The sequence below is a fragment of the Novosphingobium lindaniclasticum LE124 genome (genome assembly GCF_000445125.1).
Lineage (GTDB): Bacteria > Pseudomonadota > Alphaproteobacteria > Sphingomonadales > Sphingomonadaceae > Novosphingobium > Novosphingobium lindaniclasticum.
The window spans coordinates 24,954-45,483 of sequence record NZ_ATHL01000024.1; the positions used below are offsets into that span (position 1 = coordinate 24,954).

Sequence of the window (20,530 nt, forward strand, 5' to 3'; positions counted from 1 at the left end):
CTATCCACCGGCATCGTCGTCCTGCTCAGTCGCGGCCGGGTTCTTGGCTGCCGCTCGCCAGAACACGACATATCCGATGATCGCGGCCATTACCGAGGCGGCGAGGATCGCCAGCGACGCCTGTTCGGTCTGCTGAACCTCTGCGAATGCGAGTTCGGAGATGAATAGGGACAGAGTGAAGCCGATGCCGGCCACCGTCCCGACCCCCAGCAGCATAGTCCAGTCCATATTTGCGGGAAGCTGTGCAGCCCGCAGCCGAACGGCCAGCCACACCGCGCTCATGAAGCCCAGGGGCTTTCCAACTACCAGGCCGAGGATGATGCCGAGAGCCAAGGGGGAGTGCACCGCCTCAGAGATGACGGACGGCGAGAAAACGATGCGGACATTCGCAAGCGCGAATAATGGCAGGACAAGGTAGGACACCCACGGCGTAAGGATCCTTATCAGCCGATCCGCAGGCTGATCCGTTGCCGCCGCCATTTCCTGAATATACCCCAAGCTTCGCTCCGCCCTCACCTCGTGTTTCTTCGCCGCTTCCGGGTCTTGTGCCTGTTCGGCTGCCGCCTGCGCCTCCTTCACCTCATCGACGGGCCTCTGCACGCGCTGCGCGAACCGTCGGCCGGACAGACGTGAACTGGCCGGCAGCAGCAGACCCACCGCCACGCCGGCGATCGTGGGATGCACGCCCGAACCCAGCACGCCGATCCAGACGATCAGCCCCAAGACGACGTAAGGCGCGCTTGCCGCCCACTTCATGCGCTGCAGGCCCAGTATCGAGAGATAGGCTATCCCGGCAGCGAAAAGATACCATGGCTCAAGCGCCGTAGTGTAGGCGATGGCAATCACCAGAAGGCCGAAGACGTCGTCTATTGCAGCAAATGCCAGCAGCACGCCGCGAACGGAGGCCGGCAATCGCGTGGTGAACATGCCGACGATGGCCAGGCTGAAGGCCGTATCCATTGCCGCCACTATGCCCCATCCGCTCTGGAACTCGGTCCCGAGGTTCAGCGCGAGGTAGATGGCCACCGGAACGATCAACCCGCCGATGGCGCCGGCGACGGGCAAAGCTGCGGTTCCAACCGTCGTCAGCGATCCGTTCGCGAATTCCTTTTTCACCTCCGTGCCGATGATGAGGAAGAACAAGGGCATCAGCGCATCGTTGATCCACTCTGCCAGCGGCTTGGCAAATACATAATCGCCATAGCTGATGCGCAGCACCTGATCCCAGATCCCGACATAGGTGCCGCCGAAAGGTCCGTTGACGAGTACCAGCGCCAAGATCGAGGCGATCGCCAGAGGCCCGCCGGAGACCTGACCTATAACGAAGAAAGGCTCTATCTTCCTCAGCAACGCAGCCGACGGCGAATGGTGCGCACGCGCCTCGATGCGTCCCGAGTGGCGAGGTGTCAGTGCCATTCTATACGAGGGCCCTGCAGGGCGCGGTCATGAGGGATGGCGCATGCATGCCCCCCAGAACCGGCGTTCGGCGGCGAATGTTGCACCGGCGCTCATAAACTAATCGTCATCATATTCGGTATGGATGAGGGAAGCATCCAGCTTCCGGAACAATCCCGCGCTAACGGCCAGACCCATGACGCTCTTCGTGGTCGGCACAGGCATCGCCTGCAGGATAATCGGTCGGCAAAGTCTTGTATCACGTGAGTGAGAACGAGAAGCCCGCGCAAAGCCGGGTTCAAGCGAAGCTACATCGGCCTTAGGTGAAAAGCGAACGCAGCTCTTGCAGTTTCCCGCCAGCCGGATTGAAGCGTTGGGGCTAATCATCGCAAGGAGGAGTCCCAAGCCTATAATGATCGGCGTGCTCCGACGTTTGAAGAAATGTTGCTGCTCCGCACGAATTTCATGCGCGTTCCACTTCTTCCAAAGTCATGATCGCGTGAACGGCAGCAAGATGTGTGAGGCCTTGGGGGATGTTGCCAAGGTATTCGCCGCTCTGAGGGTCCATCATTTCCGGGTAAACGCCGTCGCCTACAGAGAGGATGCGGACCAGTTCGTCGAACGCAGACTCTGCGGCTTGGCGTTGACCCAAGATAGCCTTGGCTTCCACCATCCAGAAGGAGCAGGCCAGGAAGCATCCCTCTTCCTGATCTGCTCCGCTGTAGCGATAATGGAGCGGCCCGGCGGCAAGTTCACGGTCGATCGCGGCGATGGTGCGCGCCAGGCGTTCCTGCCCGTCGAACCGGAACCGCACCGCCAGCGCCAGCGAGGCGTCCAGGCGCGTCGTGCCGGGATAGAACGTGTAGGCACCCACTTCCTCCGACCAGCAGTTCTCGTCGATCCACCGCGCGATGCGATCGCGTTCGCGCCCCCAGCGGTCGCGGCAAGTCGTAGGAAGCTGCCCTTCGTCGGCCAGTTCGACCGCCCGCGCCAGCGCTTGCCAGCAGCTGACCTTGGACATCGTGTAGTGCTGCGCTTCCGGCAGTTCCCAAATCCCTGCATCCTTCTGCATCCAGGTGTCCGCGCATATGTCCGCGAGGTCGGACAGCGTCCGCGCGGTCTTGGCATCGAGGATATTCCCGCAGGCGACAAAGCGGGAGGCCGTCTCGAAGATATCTCCATATATCCCATGCTGCAGCTGCTCGGTCGCGCGGTTGCCGGTGACGACCGGCTGTGATCGCCGATAGCCGGGCACGTCGATCCGGCGGTCCGCGGGCGCAGGCCCGCCCGACAGCGAATAGCAGACGGCCGGTCCAACCTCACCGAGCTGCTTGAGCAGCCAGGTGAACGCCGCCTTGGCTTCCGCTTCCGCACCGATCGCGAGGAACGCCTTGATCGTATATCCGGCGTCGCGGACCCAGGCGTAGCGATAGTCCCAGTTCTTCGTGCCGCCCACCCGCTCAGGCAGGGAGGATGTCGCCGCCGCCGCGATAGCGCCGCTCGGTGAGTAGAGCAGCAGCTTGAGCGCAAGCGCGTTGCGCATGAGGAGATGGCGGCGAGGCCCATCATAAGCGATCCGCGAAGCCCAGGTGCGCCATTCCTGATCCGATATGTCCAGACGCTCGCTGATCTGGTCGATCGAAGGCGCGACCAGCGGCTCGTCCTCGCCCGCGACGATCGCCGCCAGCTCCCATGCGCCAGCTCCCACCGTGAACTTCGCCTCGACACCGCAATCGTCCGAACGATCGATCCGGATGCCCTCGCTGTGCAGGAAGAGCCCCAGCACAGCCCCGGCATGGAAGACGCTGCGCGGGCCGATCTTGTGAATGTAGGGCGAGACAAGCCCTGCCCGGCGCCCAAAGCGCAGTTCGATCTTGAAATCGACTTCTCCCTCCAGCCCTTCGATCCGCCTTGCAAGTTCGCACCAGGGCAGACGGCCCGCCGTCCCGCTGTTGAGGGATTCCACCAGCACCGCTCTGCCGGACGACGTCGAGAATACCGTCTCCAGCACATTGCTTTCGGTACGGTAAGCCCGTTCGGCGGTGAATTCCCCGATCGGCGCGATGGCGAAGAACCCTCCATCATCCGGATCGAGCAAGCGGTCGAACAGCGGCGGGGAGTCCAGGTTGGGCACGCACCACCAGTCGATCGATCCATCTGCGGCGCTCAACGCCACCGAACGCCCCTCTCCCAATGCGCCGTATTCATGAAGATCGAGGTAGCCCTCATCGTCGCGGATCGGAGTGCGGGTATGTCTGAAAACAGGAGTGATGGCAGCTTCTTTCATTGCGTTGGTATACCGCAGCACAACGAACGTCACGCCATCCTGATCCAGGTTGCAAGCGGTTCGTACGAAATCAAATTTCCCGCGCCCAGCTGGAACCGGATCGCGGCTCCGCCCTTAATTTTCCCGTGTGCCGGCTTCCGAAAAGGCCGCGCCCGTTCAACATACAAGGAGCTATCATGGCTGACCGCCTCGCGCTGCAAGACCCCCGTACGCAGTATCCCAAGCCGCCTTTCCCCGAGCAGCCGCAGCCCGTTCCCGGCATAGCCGCAGAGATGGATCCCAAGCCCGACCATGGTGAGGAAAGCTATGTCGGCGCAGGCAAACTCAAGGGTCGGAAGGCTTTGGTTACCGGCGGCGATTCCGGCATCGGCCGGGCTGCCGCGATCGCCTATGCACGGGAAGGTGCCGACGTCGCGATCTCGTACCTGCCGAGCGAGGAGAAGGACGCGCAGGAGGTGATCGCGCTCATCGAAGCCGAAGGCCGCAAGGCCATCGCGCTGCCCGGCGACATCACCGACGAGGCGTGGAGCAGGCAGCTTGTCGAAGAGACCGTAAACGGTCTTGGCGGGCTCGACATTCTCGTGATCAACGCAGGCAGGCAGCAGTTCCGCGAGAACATCGCCGAAGTCAGCTCAGAGGATTTCGACAAGACGCTCAAGACCAACCTCTACGCGCTGCACTGGATCGCGCAGGCCGCCGTGCCGCACCTGCCTGCCGGCGCGGCCGTCATCACCACCGCTTCGGTGCAGGCCTACGAGCCCTCGGACATCTTGCTCGATTACGCCACCACCAAGGCGGGAATCGTCGCCTATACCAAGGCTCTCGCCAAACAGCTTATCGAGAAAGGCATCCGGGCCAACGTCGTCGCGCCTGGCCCGTTCTGGACCGTGCTTCAGTCGAGCGGCGGCCAACCGCAGGACAAGGTCGCCAAGTTCGGCGAACAGAGCCAGTTCGGCCGCCCAGGGCAGCCAGTCGAAATCGCACCGGTCTATGTCCTGCTCGCTTCGCAGGAGGGCAGCTACATCACTGGAGAAGTCTACGGCGTGACGGGCGGCGCCGGTATCGCGTGACGCCAAGTGGCGATCCGGAGAAATCCGGATCGCCGCTCGCCGGCTGCTCAATCAAGGTCCTGGAGGTCCTGACCGGAGGGTCCTTCTACCCTGCCCCGTTGTATGTCCACGAAACAGCACAATCGTTCGCCCGTTTCTCACGAACGTGATCAACAAACGCGGCGCACGACATGAAACGGACAGCCCTCAGCTTACTGCGTCTCCTGCCCGCATGCGGCGGCTTGCCGCAGGATCCGGAAAGCACACTTAGAGCATTTTCCAATCAGGTGGAATCACCTGATGACTCGGAAAATGCGTAGAACCAGAAAGTTAGAGCGGTTGATCCGATGCAATCGGATCAACCGCTCTAGAAGCAGGTACGCCGCCGAGGGGCAAGGCGGCGGCGGCAAATCCCGGACAAAAAAGGGCTTGCCGCTCCTTTCGTCGACCGCCTGCAAACCGCTTTACGGATAGCGGTGCGAAGATCGCCGGCCTTGTTAATATATGTAAATGCCGCATTTCCGCTGCTGCCCGATGGGCTCCACTATCTTCGGAGCACCTTCATGCAGCCCCCTTTTCACCGTCTTGTCGAATTCGTGCCGCTCTCCGCTGAAGAGGCCGAAATGGCGCGCGGGTGGCTCGTCGACTCTCGCCGGATCGCGCGCGGCAAGCCGATCCGTCAGGAGGGAGAGCCGGTGAAAGGCGTGTTCTTCCTGCTCGACGGCTGGGCGGGTTCTTCGCTGCTGCTGCGCGACGGCCGCCGCCAGATCGTCAAGGTTCACCTACCCGGCGATATGCTGGGTTTCCCTAGTCTGGCCCTCAGCCACGCAGGCGAGACGCTGGAAGCACTGACCGACGCAACGATCTGCTCGTTCCCCAATGCCGCGATCGGCAGGATGTTCAGGGAACTGCCTAGATTGGCCATGGCCTTGTTCCTCAGCACGCAGAAGGAGCGGGTGGCGCTGATGCAGAAGCTCTCCTGGGTCGGCGCGACATCGGCGATGGAACGCCTGACGGCCTTTCTGCTGGACCTGCATCATCGTCTGCAGGCGGCAGGTCTTGCGCAGGCCGGCTGCTTCGACTTTCCCATCACGCAGCAGCAACTGGGCGAACTCCTGGGCATGTCGACCGTCCACATCAACCGGACGTTCAAGAGCCTGGACGAAACCGGTTGCATCAGCCGGGGAAGAGGCCGGATCGAAGTTCTGGATTTCGCCGGCCTGCAACGCCTCGCCGCCAGCTTTCCGCCCGATTTCGCCGGTCACGATGCTTGGGCCCGGCTCGACAACTCCTCCCGGTTCTGAGCGCCGGGGCGCCCTGGGGGCGTAAATCGATCGACATCAAGTTCTGCACGGGGCGTCCCTTCCTCCTGCCGATCTGCGGAACGCCCCCTGCGGGCGGCCGTTAGCGGGCCATCAACAAGGAGGTATTCCCGTGACCGGTTGGCAGGATTCCAACGGGCGTGACAGCGCTCCACCAAGCACCACCAAGAACGACGATGTCGTCGCTAGCGAGATAGATCGCCTCGACGGCTCGAGCGGCGACACGCTGATCGGGAGGACGGTGACGATCAACCGTCCCCCGGCCGAACTCTACGCCTACTGGCGCGATTTTCCCAAGCTCGCGACCTTCATGGAGAACGTCGTGAGCGTGGAGCAGATCGACGCCGTTCGCTCGCACTGGGTCGTCAAGGCGCCGGGCGGCAAGACCGTCGAGTGGGATTCGGTCGTCACCGAGGAAAACGAGGGCTCGTCGATCGCCTGGTCCTCGGCCCCGGATGCCGAAGTGCGCAACAGCGGCAAGGTCGAGTTTCGCGAGGCGCCGGGCGGGCGCGGAAGCTATGTCACCGCCACCATCGTCTACGATCCTCCCGGCGGCGCGGTGGGCAAGCTGATCGCCAAGATCTTCCAGCGCGAGCCCGCCATCCAGGCGCGGCGAGACCTGCGCCGTTTCAAGCAGCTCATGGAAACCGGCGAGATCGCGACGTCCGCTTGGACCCGAAAGCAAGTCGAAGAGGAGAATGCCTGATGCGCGCGCTCACATGGCACGGCAAGCACGATGTCCGGGTAGACACGGTGGACGATCCCGAGATCGTCAATCCCCGCGACGCCATCATCAAGATCACCTCGACCGCGATCTGCGGCTCCGACCTGCATCTCTACGACGGCTACATTCCCACCATGCAGAAGGGCGACATCCTCGGCCACGAATTCATGGGCGAAGTCGTCGAGGTCGGGTCCGGGTCCACGCTGAAGAAGGGACAGCGCGTGGTCGTGCCCTTCACGATTTCCTGCGGTTCCTGCTTCCACTGCTCCAAGCACCAGTATTCGGCCTGCGACAACGGCAACCCCGCAGACAACCAGGATATCGCCATGGAGCTATACGGCCAGCCCATGTCCGCCCTGTTCGGCTATAGCCACATGACCGGCGGCTATGCCGGCGGCCAGGCGGAATATGTCCGCGTGCCGTTTTCCGATGTCGGACCGATCGTGATCCCCGATGGCGTCGACGACGACAAGGTCCTGTTCCTTTCCGACATCCTGCCGACCGGCTGGATGGCGGCCGAGAACGCCGACATCGAACCGGGAGACACGGTTGCGGTCTGGGGATGCGGTCCGGTCGGTCTGTTCGCGGTCCAGTCGGCCTTTCTGATGGGGGCCGAGCGGGTGATCGCCATCGATCACTTCCCCCGCCGCCTTGAACTGGCCAGAAAGTTCGGCGCGGAAACCATCAACTTCAAGGAAAGCAGCACTTACGAAGCCCTGATGGAGATGACCGGCGGCATCGGGCCGGATGCCGTGATCGACGCGGTGGGGATGGAGGCGCACGGTCTCTTCGTCGACAACGTGGTCGATCAGATCAAGGCCTCGACCTTCCTGGGCACGGACCGGACCCATTCGATCCGCCAGGCCATCGTCGCCTGCCGGAAGGGCGGCCGGGTCTCGATGCCCGCGGTCTACGGCGGCATCGTCGACAAGTTCCCGCTGGGCGCCTTCATGCAGAAAGGCCTCACCCTCAAGACGGGACAGACTCATGTGCAGCACTACCTGCCCGGTCTGCTGGCGGCGGTTCTGGACGACAAGGTCGATACCACGTTCCTGATCTCCCACCGCCTGCCGCTGGAGCAGGCGCCGGAAGGCTACAAGATGTTCCACGACCGGCAGAACGAGGTGACCAAGATCGTCCTCAAGCCCGGCATGGCACCCCAGTAAGGATCCAGCAGCATGCAACGCAAGTTCGCCGTCATCACCGGCGCTTCATCGGGCATCGGCCTGGAACTCGCCCGCATCGGCTCGCGCGAAGGCTACGACCTGCTGGTCGTGGCCGACCGCATGGCGATCGAAGACCTTCCCGCCGCTCTCGGCGCCGAGGCGGGCACCGTCGAGGCCATCTATGCCGACCTTTCCACTTTCGAAGGCGTCGACGAGGTTCTAGCGGCCGCAGCAGGCAGACCGATCGACCTGCTCTGCGCCAATGCCGGCCACGGGCTGGGGCGCGAGTTCCTGGGTCAGGAGCCACGGGAGTGGCGCCATGTGGTGGACACCAATGTCACCGGTACGCTCTATCTGCTCCAGGCCGTGTTGAAGGACATGAGCCGGCGCAACGCGGGCAAGGTGCTGGTGACCGGATCGATCGCCGGCTACCTGCCCGGCAGTTTCCAGGCGGTCTACAATGCCTCCAAGGCCTTCATCGACAACTTCACCGACGCCTTGCGCGATGAACTGAAGGAGAAGGACGGCATCGTCATCACCACGCTGATGCCAGGTCCCACCGAGACCGAATTCTTCGAGCGGGCCGACATGATGGACACCGACGTGGGAACCCAGGACAAGGACGATCCCGCCAAGGTGGCCAAGGACGGCTGGGAAGCTCTCATGAAGGGCGAGGCCCACATCGTCTCCGGCTGGAAGAACAAGATCCAGAAGACGATCGCCAACGTGACCCCCGCCTCAACGCTGGCCGGCATGCACCGCAAGATGGCGCAGCCGGGAACCGCAGAACCGCAGAACGACTGAGGCGAACCCGAGGGATCCCATGATCGCGACGCGAAAGACGACAGGTTCTGCAGTTGGCGGGGCCTGTCGTCCTCCCCTTCAGCGGCCGAGCAGTTCGCCCAGGCGCTTCACGACCGTCTGGGCACGCACCGGCTTGGTGAGGCAGGGCACGTCCCCGTGGCGGCGAGCGACCCAGTCCTTGTCGTAGCCGGTCACGAACAGGCAGGCTACGCGCATGTCCGCCAGCTTGTCCGCCAGGGCATGCGTGCTTTCGTCCTGGAGATTGACATCGAGAACCGCAGCGTCGATCGTCTCGCTCTCGATGCTGGCAAGACCTTCCGCCACCTGCGCGAAGGGCCCTACCACGGTTCCTCCGGCGCCGCGCAAGGCCCGGTCGATATCGGACGCTATGTAGAATTCGTCCTCCAGCACGAGGATGCGCTTGCCCGCCAGTTCATCGCCCATGTTCGCGTTCCCCCCGTCCGCGTGCCCTGCCCGACGCCGGAATGCCCTCTTCGTCCGACAGAGGCACGCTGATTTTGCAGCGCACGCCTCCGCCGCGAAATTCCAGTTCGGTCGTGGCCTTCAACTGATAGGGCAGCGCCTGTTCGATCAGTTCGGTGCCGAACCCGAGATGATCCGGCTGCACGGGGACCGTCGGCACCCGGAACTCCTCCCAGGTAAACTCGAGACTACGCGCGCCCAGTGCCGATCTTTCCAGCCGCCACTTGATGGCAAGATCGCCGCAATGCGCCCGCAGCGCCCCGTACTTGAGCGAATTGGTGGTGAGCTCGTGAACGGCAAGGCCCAGTCCTTCGGCCGTCTTGGGCGATAGTTCGATCTCCGGGCCGTCGATCACCAGCCGGGGACCGTCGCTTTCGCCCACGCTGAGCAGTTCGTCCCGGATCAGATTCTCAAGGTCGAGCATGCCGGCGGCGGTTCGCGTCACGCCCACCTGGGTCCGCGCCAGACTGTCCAGCCGTCCCCGGAAATGATCGGCGATGTCGTCCAGCGAACGCCCGGTATCCACCGTGCGGGCGAAGACCGAACGCACTACCGACAGGATGTTGCGAACCCGATGCTGCAACTGCGCCAGCAGTTCCTCCTGCTGTTCCTTCAGCACACGCTCGTCATGGATATCGATGTTCATCGCGACCCACTTCTTCACGGCGCCATCGGCGTAGCGCAACGGGACCGCCCTCAGGTTGGTCCACCGATAATCCCGTGTATCCGCATGTCTGAGGCGGAAATCGGCATCGACTCCCCGCTGCGAGGCCATGGCATCGAACCAGGCGCTGCGAACCTTTGCCCGGTCGTCGGGATGGACGGCATCCATCCAGCCTTCGCCGCTCGCGCTCCTGCCGGATTGACCGGTATAGGCGCGCCAACTTGCGCTCGCGGCTTCCACCTGGCCCTGGGGATCCGCCTCCCAAACGGCCTGGGAGATGCCTTCGACCAGCGTCCGCGAGCGGGCTTCCGCCTCGCGCAGATCCAGTTCCATGGCCGCGCGCTCCTGCTCGGCGACATGGACCTTGGTCGTCTCGAACACGGTGACCAGCACGCCGGCGACTTCGGCATCGCCCGGCTCACGGATCGGGCTGTACGTCAGCGTGAACCAGGCGTCGCGCAAGGTGCCGTCGCGCGCGAGAGGATAGAGCTTGTCCTCGTAAGTCACGGTCTCGCCGGCGCGGACGCGCTCGTAGATCGGCCCGTTGATGTGCCAGACTTCGGGCCAGCACTGCTCGGTGGGCTGCCCCAGACCGGCGGGATGCTTGGGGCCGAGCACCTCGGCGTAGCCGTCGTTGTAGATCTGGATGAGCCGGGGGCCCCAGAGCAATATCATCGGGAAGCCATGACCGAGCACCATCTCGGCCGTCATGCTGAGAACCGGCGACCAGCTTTCACGTGGCCCCAGCGTAGGGCTCCAATCGTGCCGGGCGACCAGCCGCTGCATCATGCCGCTTGCCCTAGCCCGGTCGCTTTCCAGTGCCACATTCGGCTTCGACATCGCTCACTCGGCTCCGGCCACTATCGCATTCGCGTTGCGCAGCAGACAACGCGACGCAGGTTGCGATCTGCTCCGGTGGATTATCGACGTCCGGGGTCTGCGGCGCAACACTTGAGGTTAAGAACGCGCCGCTTTTTTGCCTCACCGCAGACTTGCGACAAGATCTAGGGCCGCGGCAAGCCTGCTCTCCTCATCCTCGTAGTTCCCGGAGAGCAGATAGCGCTCCTTCGATTTGCGCAGCCCCGGTGCCGCAAGCTTCCCGCGTCGCCCCGGAGCGGGAGTCAGGGCGATCGCTGCGGGGCCTGCCTCCACGCCGCCTATGCGCGCCGACCGGGCGAGCAGGCGCAAACGCGCCAGGTCCAGCAGGCGCAGCGCCTCGGCAGGCAAGGTTCCGAACCGGTCCTCCAGCTCGTCCGCAAAGCTCTCCAGCGCGGAAAGATCCCCCAGCCGCGCAAGACGGGCATAGAGGCCGAGCCGGAGGTCTACATCGGGAATCCATGCGCCCGGCAACATGCCCTCGCTGCCCGCCTTCACCACCGGAACGTCGTCCTCGGCAGTTTCGCCGCGCGCCCGTGCCAGGGCCAAACCGAGCAGATGCTGGTAGAGGTCCACGCCGAGAAGGCGGGCATGGCCGGACTGCTCCTCGCCCAGCAGGTCTCCGGCTCCGCGCATGTCCAGATCCCGTGCGCTGATGGCGAAGCCGGCGCCCAGGCGGTCCAGAGCGGCCAGCGTGTTCAGGCGCGCCAGCGTGCGCGGCGCCACTTGCGCCTCCGGTTCCGTCAGCAGCAGGATCTGACCGCGACGCGCACTGCGCCCCACGCGTCCGCGCAACTGGTGCAGCTGCGACAGGCCGAAGCGATCGGCCCGCCAGACCACCATCGTGTTGGCGCGGGGCACGTCGAGCCCGGCCTCGATGATGTTGGTGGCCAGCAGCACATCCCCATCTCCTCCGGCGAACCGGACCATCGCGTCGTCGAGATCACCGGCAGCCATCTTGCCGTGTGCCTGGATGATCGTCAGTTCCGGTACAAGCCGTGCCAGCCGACGTTCCAACGCGGCCAGATCCTCGATCCGCGGGACGACGACGAAGCTCTGCCCTCCCCGGCTTTTCTCACGCAGCAGCGCGGACCGGACGCGATGATCTTCGAAAATCCCGACGAACGTGCGGATGGGCTGGCGGCGCGCGGGCGGCGTGGCGATGACCGACAGATCCTGCAGGCCGACCAGCGCGCTCTGCAAGGTTCGCGGGATCGGCGTGGCGCTCAGGGCCAGAACATGCCCGCTCCCCATGGCACGCAGCTTCTTCTTGTCCCCGGCGCCGAAACGCTGTTCCTCGTCGATGATCACCAGACCGAGATCGGCATAGCGCACGTGCTTGCCCGCGACCGCTCCGGTCCCGATCACGATGTGGATGCCGCCTTCCGCAATCCCCTTGAGCACGGCGTTCTTCTCGGCCACGCTGGAAAGGCGGGAAAGTCCGGCAACCACGATGCCGCTCTGGGCAAAGCGCTTCGTGAAAGTCTCCAGGTGCTGACGCGCCAGCACCGTGGTCGGCACCGCGAGCACCACCTGACGTCCCGCCAGCGCGGCGATCGCGGCGGCGCGGAGGGCCACTTCGGTCTTGCCGTAGCCGACATCGCCCACCACCAGCCTGTCCATCGGCTGCCCGGATGCGAGATCCTCCCGCACGGCGGCGATCGCGCGGGCCTGGTCGGCGGTCTCGGTGTAGGGAAAACGGTCGGCAATCCGCTCGTAGGCCGCCGGATCGGCCTCGAGCACGGGCGCGGCGGCCTCCTGGCGCTGCCTGGCGAGCTTCCGCAATCCCGAGGCCGTTTCCTGCAAAGCCTCCTCCACTTCGTGGCGGCGCTTCATCCAGGTCGAACCGTCGAGCCGGTCGAGGGAGACGGCATCCTCGTCCGCGCCGTAGCGCCAGATCCGGTTGGCGTGCGAAAGAGGAACCAGCCGTCGCGTGTCCTTGGCAAAGCGCAGGACGATCGCTTCGCCGGAACCGGACTGCTCCTCCAGCCCCTCGACGACGCAGAGACCATGATCCTCGTGAACCACCACATCGCCGCAGCGCAGTTCCGAAATACGGAACAGTTCGGCGTCGGCGATCACCACCTGTTCGTCGCCCCGCTCCGCCCGGCTGCCAAGGAGGTCGGCGGCGGCCACGACCAGCATGTCGGCCGTGCGCAACCCTCGGGCGAGCGGCATGGCCAATTGCCCCAGCGACCCCGCGGGAAGTGCCCGCGCTTCCCGCCATGTGCCGACCTCCACAGGGTCTCGGCCAAGCGCCTTGCGCAGGCGCGGGGCCAGAAAACGCAAGTCCCGCACCGTTCCCACCACCAGCACGCTGCCCTGCTTCAGAACGGCGCCCGCCTCTTTCGCGAAGCATTTCGCCGGCTGCTCCATTTCGACAAAGCGCCGGGGCGTCTCCCCGAAGGCGCCGATCGGCTCCGCGACGTCCCGCGCGGCAAGTGCTTCGCGCCAATCCGCCTCGGCGCAGAGGGCCGCCGGTCCGCTGCCGCCCCGCCCCACCTCGCCTGCAAGCGTTAGAAGCGCGCGCCGCCGCTTGTCGGCGCCTTCGTCGACGAAAACGCGGGCTGCGGGAAAGTGGTCTAGCAGGCAAACACCGCCCTCCAGCGCCGGCTCGCGCGCGCGGCCGAGTTCGAGTCGGTCGCAAGGATCGAGTGTACGCTGCGACACCGGATCGTAGGCATGGATCGCGCTGACCAGATCGCCTTCAAGCTCTATGCGATAGGGCCGCTCGGCATCGGCGGGATAGATGTCGATCACTTTTCCGCGCACGGCGTACTCGCCCGGTTCGTCGACCCGCTCATCCGCAAAGTATCCGATGTCGCACAGCCGCTGCTCCCACTCCTCCGCCTGGAGCCGATCTCCGGGACACACGGCGGGCGGCGCGGCGTCGAATGCGGCAGGAGGCGGATAGAGCCTTGCGCAAGCCTCGCCCGTGGTCACCAGGATCGCGAAAGGACGCGCTTCGCTCGCCAGATTTCGCCGAAGCTGCCGAAGCGCGCTGGTCCGTGCGCCGGCATTGGCGGGCGTGGGCGGGGCGTCGTCACCCGGCAGGGCGTCGCTGGCCGGACACAGGAGCACGCTTCCTTCGCCATTGGCCGCGCTGAGCGAACGTGCGATCTCGCCCGCGCGCTGGTCGTCCCTCGCAACGAAAAGCACGTCGCCATGCTCCACGGAATCGAGCAGAACGGCGACCATTTCCGAGAGGGACTGCGCCGGGCGAACCGGAAAAGCAGGGTCGGCGGAGAGCGCGGCGCCGCGTCTGGCTATGTCATGCATGAAGGCTCAACCTGAACTTCGTCCGCAAGTTCCCGGCGGGCGCCCCTTCTGCGAGACGGCCGTCGCGACGGCTCAACCCGACCTTGGTAGCGGCCAGTGTTTCGTACCGCGATCGCCCGCCGGATCCGTGCAGGCGGACATGGCATGTTCCATGATGCCCAGCGCCCAGCGCGACCGTTCGTCGCTTTCCGCCGCTACCGCATCGCTTGGAACCCACAGCCCGTATTCCCGCATGTGGGCGTCGGCTGCCGTGAACAGCACGCATATGTCGGTCGCCACGCCCGTAAGCACCAGCCGCGTCACGCCGAGCTTCGGTAGCAGGACCGGCAGATTGGTAGCGTAGAAGCCGGAGAACTGCGGCTTGATGACGAAGTAGTCATCCCGGGCAGGCTCCAGCAAACGGGCGATCTCCTCTCCGCCATCCAGCGCCTGGGCGACGAGCCGGGACCGCTCGGAATGCCATTCGCCGAAGTTGTCGTTGACGTAGATGACGGGATGTCCGCGCTTGACCGCCTCCTGCCGCAGGTCCGCGATGACCTTGGCGGCTTCCCGCGCCTTCGGCAGGAGCGCCTCTGCGCCCTCGAAATCGAAGCGGTTGATCATGTCGATGATCAGCAAGGCCGTATGCCCGCTCGTATCGGTCGAGGTGTCGGGTTCCATGCCTGCGCGTTCCTCCTCTCTCCCAGCGCCCGCGCGCCCTGCCGTCGCGGTTTCGGTGAAGTTCCCGGAGAGCGCAAAGGTTTCCGGCCGCCGCGCCGAAGCCCCATAGGCGGGCGCGACGCTGCCGCCCTCCCTGGCCGATCTTGCTCCAGTATAATGTACCCCCCTCAGAAAGCGCTAAGGGTGAAATCAGAAAAACGATCGGCCTTGGGGGAACGATCATCGACCTAATGCATGAATTCCTGAAAGGCGGCGGCAGACAGGGAGCGGCGATCGGGTCGCATGACTGGTCCCATTCCCCGCTCGGCCCGATCGCGCATTGGCCCGAGGTGCTGAAGATCTCCGTGGCGATGATGCTGGCCTCGCGGTTTCCGATGTGCCTGGCCTGGGGACCGGACCTCGTCACGCTCCACAACGATGCCTATGCGCCGATCCTGGGGGACAAGCCGCCCGCGCTCGGCCTGCCTTTCTCCAGCGTCTGGGCGGAAGCCTGGCCGGTGATCGGGCCGATCGCAGCAGGGGCCCTGTCGGGCGAGGCCACGTTCATCGAGGATTTTCCGCTCGAAATCGAGCGCTGCGGCGCCCCGGAGCGAGCCTACTTCACATTCTGCTACAGCCCGGTGCGGGACCACGACGGGCATGTGCTGGGGATGCTGGACACTGTCATGGAGACGACGGCGCGGGTCGAGGCCGAAAAGCGCGCCGAACTGCTCAATGCCGAGCTGTCGCACCGGATCGGCAACCTGCTCACGATCGTCGGCGCCATTGCCGACCGCACGGTGAGGTCGGCCGCATCGCTGCCCGATGCGCGGCGGGCACTCTCCACACGCCTCGCCGCCATGGGCCGCGCGCAATCCGTGCTGACAAAGGCCGGCCGCCGGGAGGCGCTGGTCGCCGATGTCGTGAAGGAGACGCTGGCGGCGCATATCGGGCTGGACCGGTTCACGATCGCCGGACCCGCCGTCTGTCTGGACGAGCAGCAGACGCTTGCCCTGGCGCTGGCCGTCAACGAATTGGCCAGCAATGCCGTGAAATACGGTGCGCTCTCGATGGCGCAAGGCCGCGTGACGTGCCGGTGGTGCGCCGCCAATCCCGAAACGGGCCGCCATTTCCTTTTCGAATGGATCGAGGAGAGCGGGCCTCAGGTGCAGCCGCCGGAAAGACGCGGCTTCGGCTCCTATCTGATCGAGAACCATGTGGCGGCGGCATTCCGGGGAGAGTCCCGGCTCGACTTCGCCGCTGCGGGTCTTCGCTATAGCCTGTCAGCCGCCGATCCGCTGCTGGTGGTGCATGCTCGAACCCTGTCGGACGCTTGCAGCCGGTAACGGCTTTGTAACAGGGATCATGCTGCGGAACCTGGAGGACGCGGCAGGGTTGGTTTGGCGGATCCTGACGGGCTCATGCTCCCATCCTCGGACGAGGATGGCCAGGCGGGAGGGCCGCTGCCACTGTACCCCCGGTAGCGGCCCTTTTCCCTTCGTTGAGGGACTGCTCGCCGGTAACCGCTGGAACGAGCGATCGGCAGGATCGCCGGGGTGGCGCTCGGCGCCTGGAAGCGCGTGCACCACCCCGTGGTCCTCAGCCGTTCAGCTTGTCCTTGATCGCCTTTGCGGGCGAGAACGACAGCTTCTTCGAGGCCTTGATGGTCATGGCTTCGCCGGTGGCGGGATTGCGGCCTTCGCGCTCCGGCGAATCCTTCACCTTGAACTTGCCGAAACCGTTGAGCGAGATCTCGTCGCCCCGGGCTGCCGCGTCGCCGATCGCGGTGAAGACGGCATCGACGATCTTGCGGGCGTCGGCCTTGGTCACGCCTGCGGTTTCGGCGATCGAGTCAGCAATATCATTGTTGTTCATGAATTCCGTCCTGTCCATCAGAGTTGGTGGAAGGCCCGCTCTAGCCCGCTAAAACCCGTCCGTCACGATTACCCGAGCGCTTCTTGGCGAATAACATGGGTTGTCACTTGCCCCGCTTGCCCATGCAATGCCCCTGCCGCATCCTGCCTGGAGGCGAAAAAACCGCAGATTTCAGCGATTTTTTGGCCATTCGCCGCTTTTTCTCACAAGACCTCACGCCATCTAGAGGGCGGATGCGATGCAGCTGCGCTCCGTGTCTTTTCCAGAGAAAAGGAGGCCGTCATGCAGGAGGAAACCAGCCTTACCCGCCCCCGGCGCCGCGATTTCATGTCCGGCACGGCAGCATTGGCGGCCACATTCCTGAGTGGTTTCCCGCCCAGACGGCGTCCGCCGCCGCGCTCGTCCCCTCGCAACTGAGCCTTGGCAATCACGGCGCCGTGATCGTCCGCCTCGCCTGGCAGTACGAATCCTCGCGGCGCAGAGACGCGGTATTCCCCGCGCCGCAATCCTTCGTGGCAGGTACACCTACCAACGTCCAGGCCAGCGTGAAGGATTCCCGCCGCTACCTGGCCGGCCGGGTAGCGGCGGCCGGGGCTAAGGTCAGTTCGAGGAGGGCAAGCCCAACCGGAGCGAAGCCCTCACCCGGTCGTGCTTCGTCTGTCATTCGAGGCTGGATGCCGGATGCGACCTGGTCTTCACCGGCTATTCGCCGTGACCGCTCAGATTTCCTTGAGTTCGGTGACGAATTCGTAGCGGTCCCCGCGATAGACGGAGCGCGTGAACTCCACGATCCGCCCGTCGCCGATGCGCGTCTTGCGTTCGATGCGCAGAACTTCCGAGTTCTGCTTCACGCAGAGGATCCCCGCTTCGGTGGGAGAGGCCAGCGAGGCGCGGACGCGCTGGGTCCCGGACGTGGGGCGAAAGCCATAGAGATCCAGCGCCTGGTAGAGCGAATCTCCCAGCGCGCCAAGGTCGGGCATGAACTGGGCCGGGATCACCGCATGTTCTATCGCCAGGGGTTCGCCCCCCGCAAGACGGACGCGGCCGAGCCGGGCGACCGACGCGTTGGCGGGGATTTCCAGCGCCGCGGCTTCTTCCTCGGTGGGCTGGGCATAGGACTTGTTGATCCACACGACACCGGGATCTTCCCCCCGTGAGCGGGTGTCGTCGCTGAAGCTGCTGAGCCGCGCGCCCGGCGCCTCGATCCGCCGGGCGACGAACGTGCCGGAGCCCTGCTTGCGGACCAGCACGCCTTCGTCGATCAACTGCTCGATACCCTTGCGCACGGTGACGCGCGACAGGCCCGCCATCTCGCTCAGGTCTCGCTCGGAAGGGAGCGCGCTGCCCGGATCGATGGCCCCGCTGCTGATATGCTCGCGAAGGCTGCGGGCAAGCTGCAGGTAAAGCGGCGTCCCTTCCTCGCTGCGGGTCCAGGCGATATCGCGCATGCCCGATCAGTCTCGCTGTTCCAGCACCCGCATGACCTGGCGCAGATCGCCTTGGTTCGCTTCGAGCAGTGTCTTCGCCTCCCCCGCGGGAACTCCCAGCGCCACGATCACGCCGAGCCTGATCTCGTTACCCGCCGCTTCGAGTGCGGAAGCGGCGGCCTCCGCATCGACCCCGGCGATATCCTGGACCATGGCGCGGCCCCTTTGCAAGAGCTTCGCATTGGAAATGCGCATCGCCACCATCCGTCCTTCGTAGACGAGGCCGCGGCGCAGCATGATGGCGGTGGACAGCAGGTTCAGCACGGCCTTCTGCGCGGTGCCGGCCTTCATGCGGGTAGAGCCGGCGACGATCTCGCTTCCGGTCACCGCAAGGATGCCGTGCTCCGACTTTTCCAGAAGGACCGATCCGGGGTTGTTGGCCACGCCGATGGTCAACGCACCGGCCGCGCTGGCTGCCTCGATAGCGGCCACGGTATAAGGCGTGCGGCCGCTGGCCGCCACGCCGATCACGACGTCTGCGGGACCGATCCCGTGCTCCCGCACTTCCGCGCGCCCGGCCGCGACATCGTCCTCGGCCCCTTCATAGGCTTCGGTCAGCGCCCCGATCCCTCCGGCCATGAGGAAGACCATGCGATCCATCGGCCAGCCGTATGTCGGATAAAGCTCGGTGCCGTCCTGAACCGCGAGGCGGCCGGAAGTGCCCGCGCCCACGAAGACCAGGCGGCCGCTGGCGCCGAGTCGCTCGGCAGCAGCCTCCGCCGCACGGGCTATGGCGCGGGTCTGCGTCTGGATGGCGGCGATGGCGGCCATCTGGCCTTCGAGCATCGCTTCCACCGCCAGTTCGGTGGGCCAGAGGTCGAGATCGCGATAACGGGCGTCGAGCGCTTCAGTATTCATAGTATCCTTCATCCCTCTCACGGGATCGTTATTCGGCCGGAGCCAGCAGCTTGCCGGCGTCCTTCGAGATGGCGCCGGCCGGCGCCGCGCAGACCACGAAGGCCACGATGGTGCCGATGCAGAGCTGGAAGGGGAAAGACAGGCCGCTGAGCACGCTCGGCATGCCGATCACCTGGGCGATTGCCGGCTGGAGCAGCAGGATCGTGACGAAGCCGATCAGCAGCGAAGCGATGACCGAGCCGGTCGTGCCGCGTTTCGTGAACAGCGCGGTAAAGTAGACACCCAGCAGGCCGGCATACGTAAAGACCATGACCTGCAGCGCGAACTCCAGCAGCCCCATGTCGGTATAACGCTGCCAGAAGAACGATACCACCGCCATCACGAACATCAGGAAGCCGATCACCCCCATGCCCACGCGCCCGGCGGAGACGAAGTGATGCTCGGGCGCGGTGCCGCGCTTCTCGCGCCAGGGACGGTAGAAGTCCTGAACCAGCACCGAGGACATGGCGTTGAGCGCGGAGTTCGTGGTGGCCACCGCCGCCGCACAGATCCCCACGGTCACCAGTCCGCGCAGGCCGCCGGGAAGCTGGGTGAGAATATAGTGCATGAAGATGCTGATCTTCTCTCCGCCGAACTGGTTCCCCGCCGCCGCCGTGGCGCCGCCCATCAGGTCGGGCCGGTCATAGAACACATAGAGCAGCAGGCCGATCACGATGAACATGCCCACGACCGGCAGCGTCGCGAAGACGGACAGGTAGAGCCCGCGCGCGCCGGTCCTGGCATCCTTGCAGGCCAGCAGGCGCTGCGTGGTGTCCTGGTCCATCCCGGCATTGGCGATGTAGAGCAGCGAGAGGCCGAGCACGATCGCCAGCATCGAGAACGGGCGCGAAAGGTCGGTCGAGAAATCGAAGAACTTCAGCTTGTTCACGCCTTCCGGTGTATGCGCGAGCCCCTGGATGATCTCCCCGGTGGAAGCCGGGATCGAAAGCCGCAGGAACACCAGCACCGCGATCGCGGATCCCAGGTAGACCACGAACTGGATGAGGTCGTTCCAGAGCACCGACTTGAGCCCGCCGACGAAGGTGAAGAGCACGCTCGCCACGATCAGCACGGCAGCGGCGATCATGATGCCTTGCGCCTCGACCGTGCCGGTGATCACCATGGCCAGCGCGATGGCGGCCAGATAGACGCGCGCCCCGCCCGCGAAGACGCGGCCGACCAGGAACATGCCCCCGGCCCAGCGGGTGGCCTTCTCGCTGAAGCGCAAGGTCAGCAGTTCGTAGGCCGTGGTCGCCTTGATGGCGTAGAAGCGCGGGATCATGACGTGGGCGACGAAGATCGCGCCGATCAGCCCGCCGATGTTCCCGCTGAGATAGGTGAGATCGCCGTGATAACCGTAGTCCGGCCCGCCCAGGAAGGTCGCGGCCGACTGGGTCGCCGAAAGCACCGAAATCGCCGCGAGCCAGGCCGGCACGCTGCCGCCCGCCAGGAAGTAGTCATGTGCGGACTCGGTCTTGCGCGGCGTGAAGATCCAGCCTCCCGCGACCAGCAGCAGCAGATAGGCGGCGATCACCAGCCAGTCCGCCATCGAGAAAGGCAGCGTCATCGAATTCATCTCCGAA

General features: G+C 65.0%; 16 protein-coding genes. 6 read left to right on the top strand and 10 right to left on the bottom strand.

Going from position 1 to position 20,530, the window contains the following annotated elements; translation table 11 throughout:
• Positions 1-1,416 (bottom strand): Na+/H+ antiporter NhaA, encoded by a 1,416-nt coding sequence (gene nhaA / locus L284_RS27660; protein WP_021232520.1) that lies wholly within the window; start codon positions 1,414-1,416, stop codon positions 1-3.
• Positions 1,417-1,858: 442 nt separating this feature from the next.
• A complete protein-coding gene (locus L284_RS27665; RefSeq protein ID WP_081673875.1) occupies positions 1,859-3,682 on the bottom strand; it encodes a glycoside hydrolase family 15 protein in 1,824 nt (607 codons plus the stop codon).
• Positions 3,683-3,858: 176 nt separating this feature from the next.
• On the opposite strand from L284_RS27665, the gene L284_RS27670 reads away from it, so the two are divergent.
• The 5 genes from L284_RS27670 (at position 3,859) to L284_RS27690 (ending at position 8,747) form a co-directional block, all read left to right on the top strand.
• Positions 3,859-4,752, top strand: a complete 894-nt coding sequence (locus L284_RS27670) for an SDR family oxidoreductase (RefSeq protein WP_031341443.1) — start codon at positions 3,859-3,861, stop codon at positions 4,750-4,752.
• Between the two features lie 542 nt (positions 4,753-5,294).
• The gene (locus L284_RS27675; RefSeq protein WP_021232524.1) at positions 5,295-6,035 is read left to right on the top strand and encodes a Crp/Fnr family transcriptional regulator; all 741 of its coding nucleotides are present in this window, start codon (positions 5,295-5,297) and stop codon (positions 6,033-6,035) included.
• 130 nt (positions 6,036-6,165) lie between these two features.
• Positions 6,166-6,759, top strand: coding sequence for an SRPBCC family protein (locus L284_RS27680; RefSeq protein WP_021232525.1), 594 nt, complete (start codon positions 6,166-6,168; stop codon positions 6,757-6,759).
• Complete coding sequence (locus tag L284_RS27685) at positions 6,759-7,943, top strand: zinc-dependent alcohol dehydrogenase (protein ID WP_021232526.1); 1,185 nt, start codon at positions 6,759-6,761, stop codon at positions 7,941-7,943. Before L284_RS27680 ends, L284_RS27685 begins: the two co-directional genes overlap by 1 nt.
• A gap of 12 nt (positions 7,944-7,955) precedes the next feature.
• The gene (locus L284_RS27690; protein ID WP_021232527.1) at positions 7,956-8,747 is read left to right on the top strand and encodes an SDR family NAD(P)-dependent oxidoreductase; all 792 of its coding nucleotides are present in this window, start codon (positions 7,956-7,958) and stop codon (positions 8,745-8,747) included.
• 78 nt (positions 8,748-8,825) lie between these two features.
• On the opposite strand, the gene L284_RS27695 is transcribed toward L284_RS27690, so the two are convergent.
• The 4 genes from L284_RS27695 to L284_RS27710 all read right to left on the bottom strand — a co-directional run bounded on the left by L284_RS27695 (position 8,826) and on the right by L284_RS27710 (position 14,709).
• Entirely contained in the window at positions 8,826-9,191 is a 366-nt protein-coding gene (locus L284_RS27695; RefSeq protein ID WP_021232528.1) for a response regulator, read from the bottom strand.
• Entirely contained in the window at positions 9,181-10,734 is a 1,554-nt protein-coding gene (locus L284_RS27700; protein ID WP_081673871.1) for a sensor histidine kinase, read from the bottom strand. The genes L284_RS27695 and L284_RS27700 overlap by 11 nt, the downstream gene beginning before the upstream one ends.
• Before the next feature lie 141 nt (positions 10,735-10,875).
• A complete protein-coding gene (locus L284_RS27705) occupies positions 10,876-14,049 on the bottom strand; it encodes a DEAD/DEAH box helicase (RefSeq protein ID WP_081673872.1) in 3,174 nt (1,057 codons plus the stop codon).
• A gap of 72 nt (positions 14,050-14,121) precedes the next feature.
• Positions 14,122-14,709: a cysteine hydrolase family protein gene (locus L284_RS27710; protein WP_021232531.1), complete on the bottom strand. Its 588-nt coding sequence runs from the start codon at positions 14,707-14,709 to the stop codon at positions 14,122-14,124.
• A gap of 230 nt (positions 14,710-14,939) precedes the next feature.
• On the opposite strand from L284_RS27710, the gene L284_RS27715 reads away from it, so the two are divergent.
• Positions 14,940-16,034, top strand: coding sequence for a sensor histidine kinase (locus tag L284_RS27715; RefSeq protein ID WP_021232532.1), 1,095 nt, complete (start codon positions 14,940-14,942; stop codon positions 16,032-16,034).
• A gap of 253 nt (positions 16,035-16,287) precedes the next feature.
• On the opposite strand, the gene L284_RS27720 is transcribed toward L284_RS27715, so the two are convergent.
• From L284_RS27720 to L284_RS27735, 4 genes are all read right to left on the bottom strand, one after another.
• Positions 16,288-16,563: an HU family DNA-binding protein gene (locus tag L284_RS27720; RefSeq protein WP_031341449.1), complete on the bottom strand. Its 276-nt coding sequence runs from the start codon at positions 16,561-16,563 to the stop codon at positions 16,288-16,290.
• 719 nt (positions 16,564-17,282) lie between these two features.
• Positions 17,283-18,011: a GntR family transcriptional regulator gene (locus L284_RS27725; protein WP_021232534.1), complete on the bottom strand. Its 729-nt coding sequence runs from the start codon at positions 18,009-18,011 to the stop codon at positions 17,283-17,285.
• Between the two features lie 6 nt (positions 18,012-18,017).
• Positions 18,018-18,908 carry an N-acetylmuramic acid 6-phosphate etherase gene (locus L284_RS27730; RefSeq protein WP_021232535.1) on the bottom strand — a complete coding sequence of 297 codons (891 nt, stop codon included), beginning with the start codon at positions 18,906-18,908 and terminating at the stop codon, positions 18,018-18,020.
• A 28-nt stretch (positions 18,909-18,936) separates the two neighbouring features.
• A complete protein-coding gene (locus L284_RS27735) occupies positions 18,937-20,514 on the bottom strand; it encodes a sodium:solute symporter (RefSeq protein ID WP_031341451.1) in 1,578 nt (525 codons plus the stop codon).
• Positions 20,515-20,530: the final 16 nt, after the last annotated feature.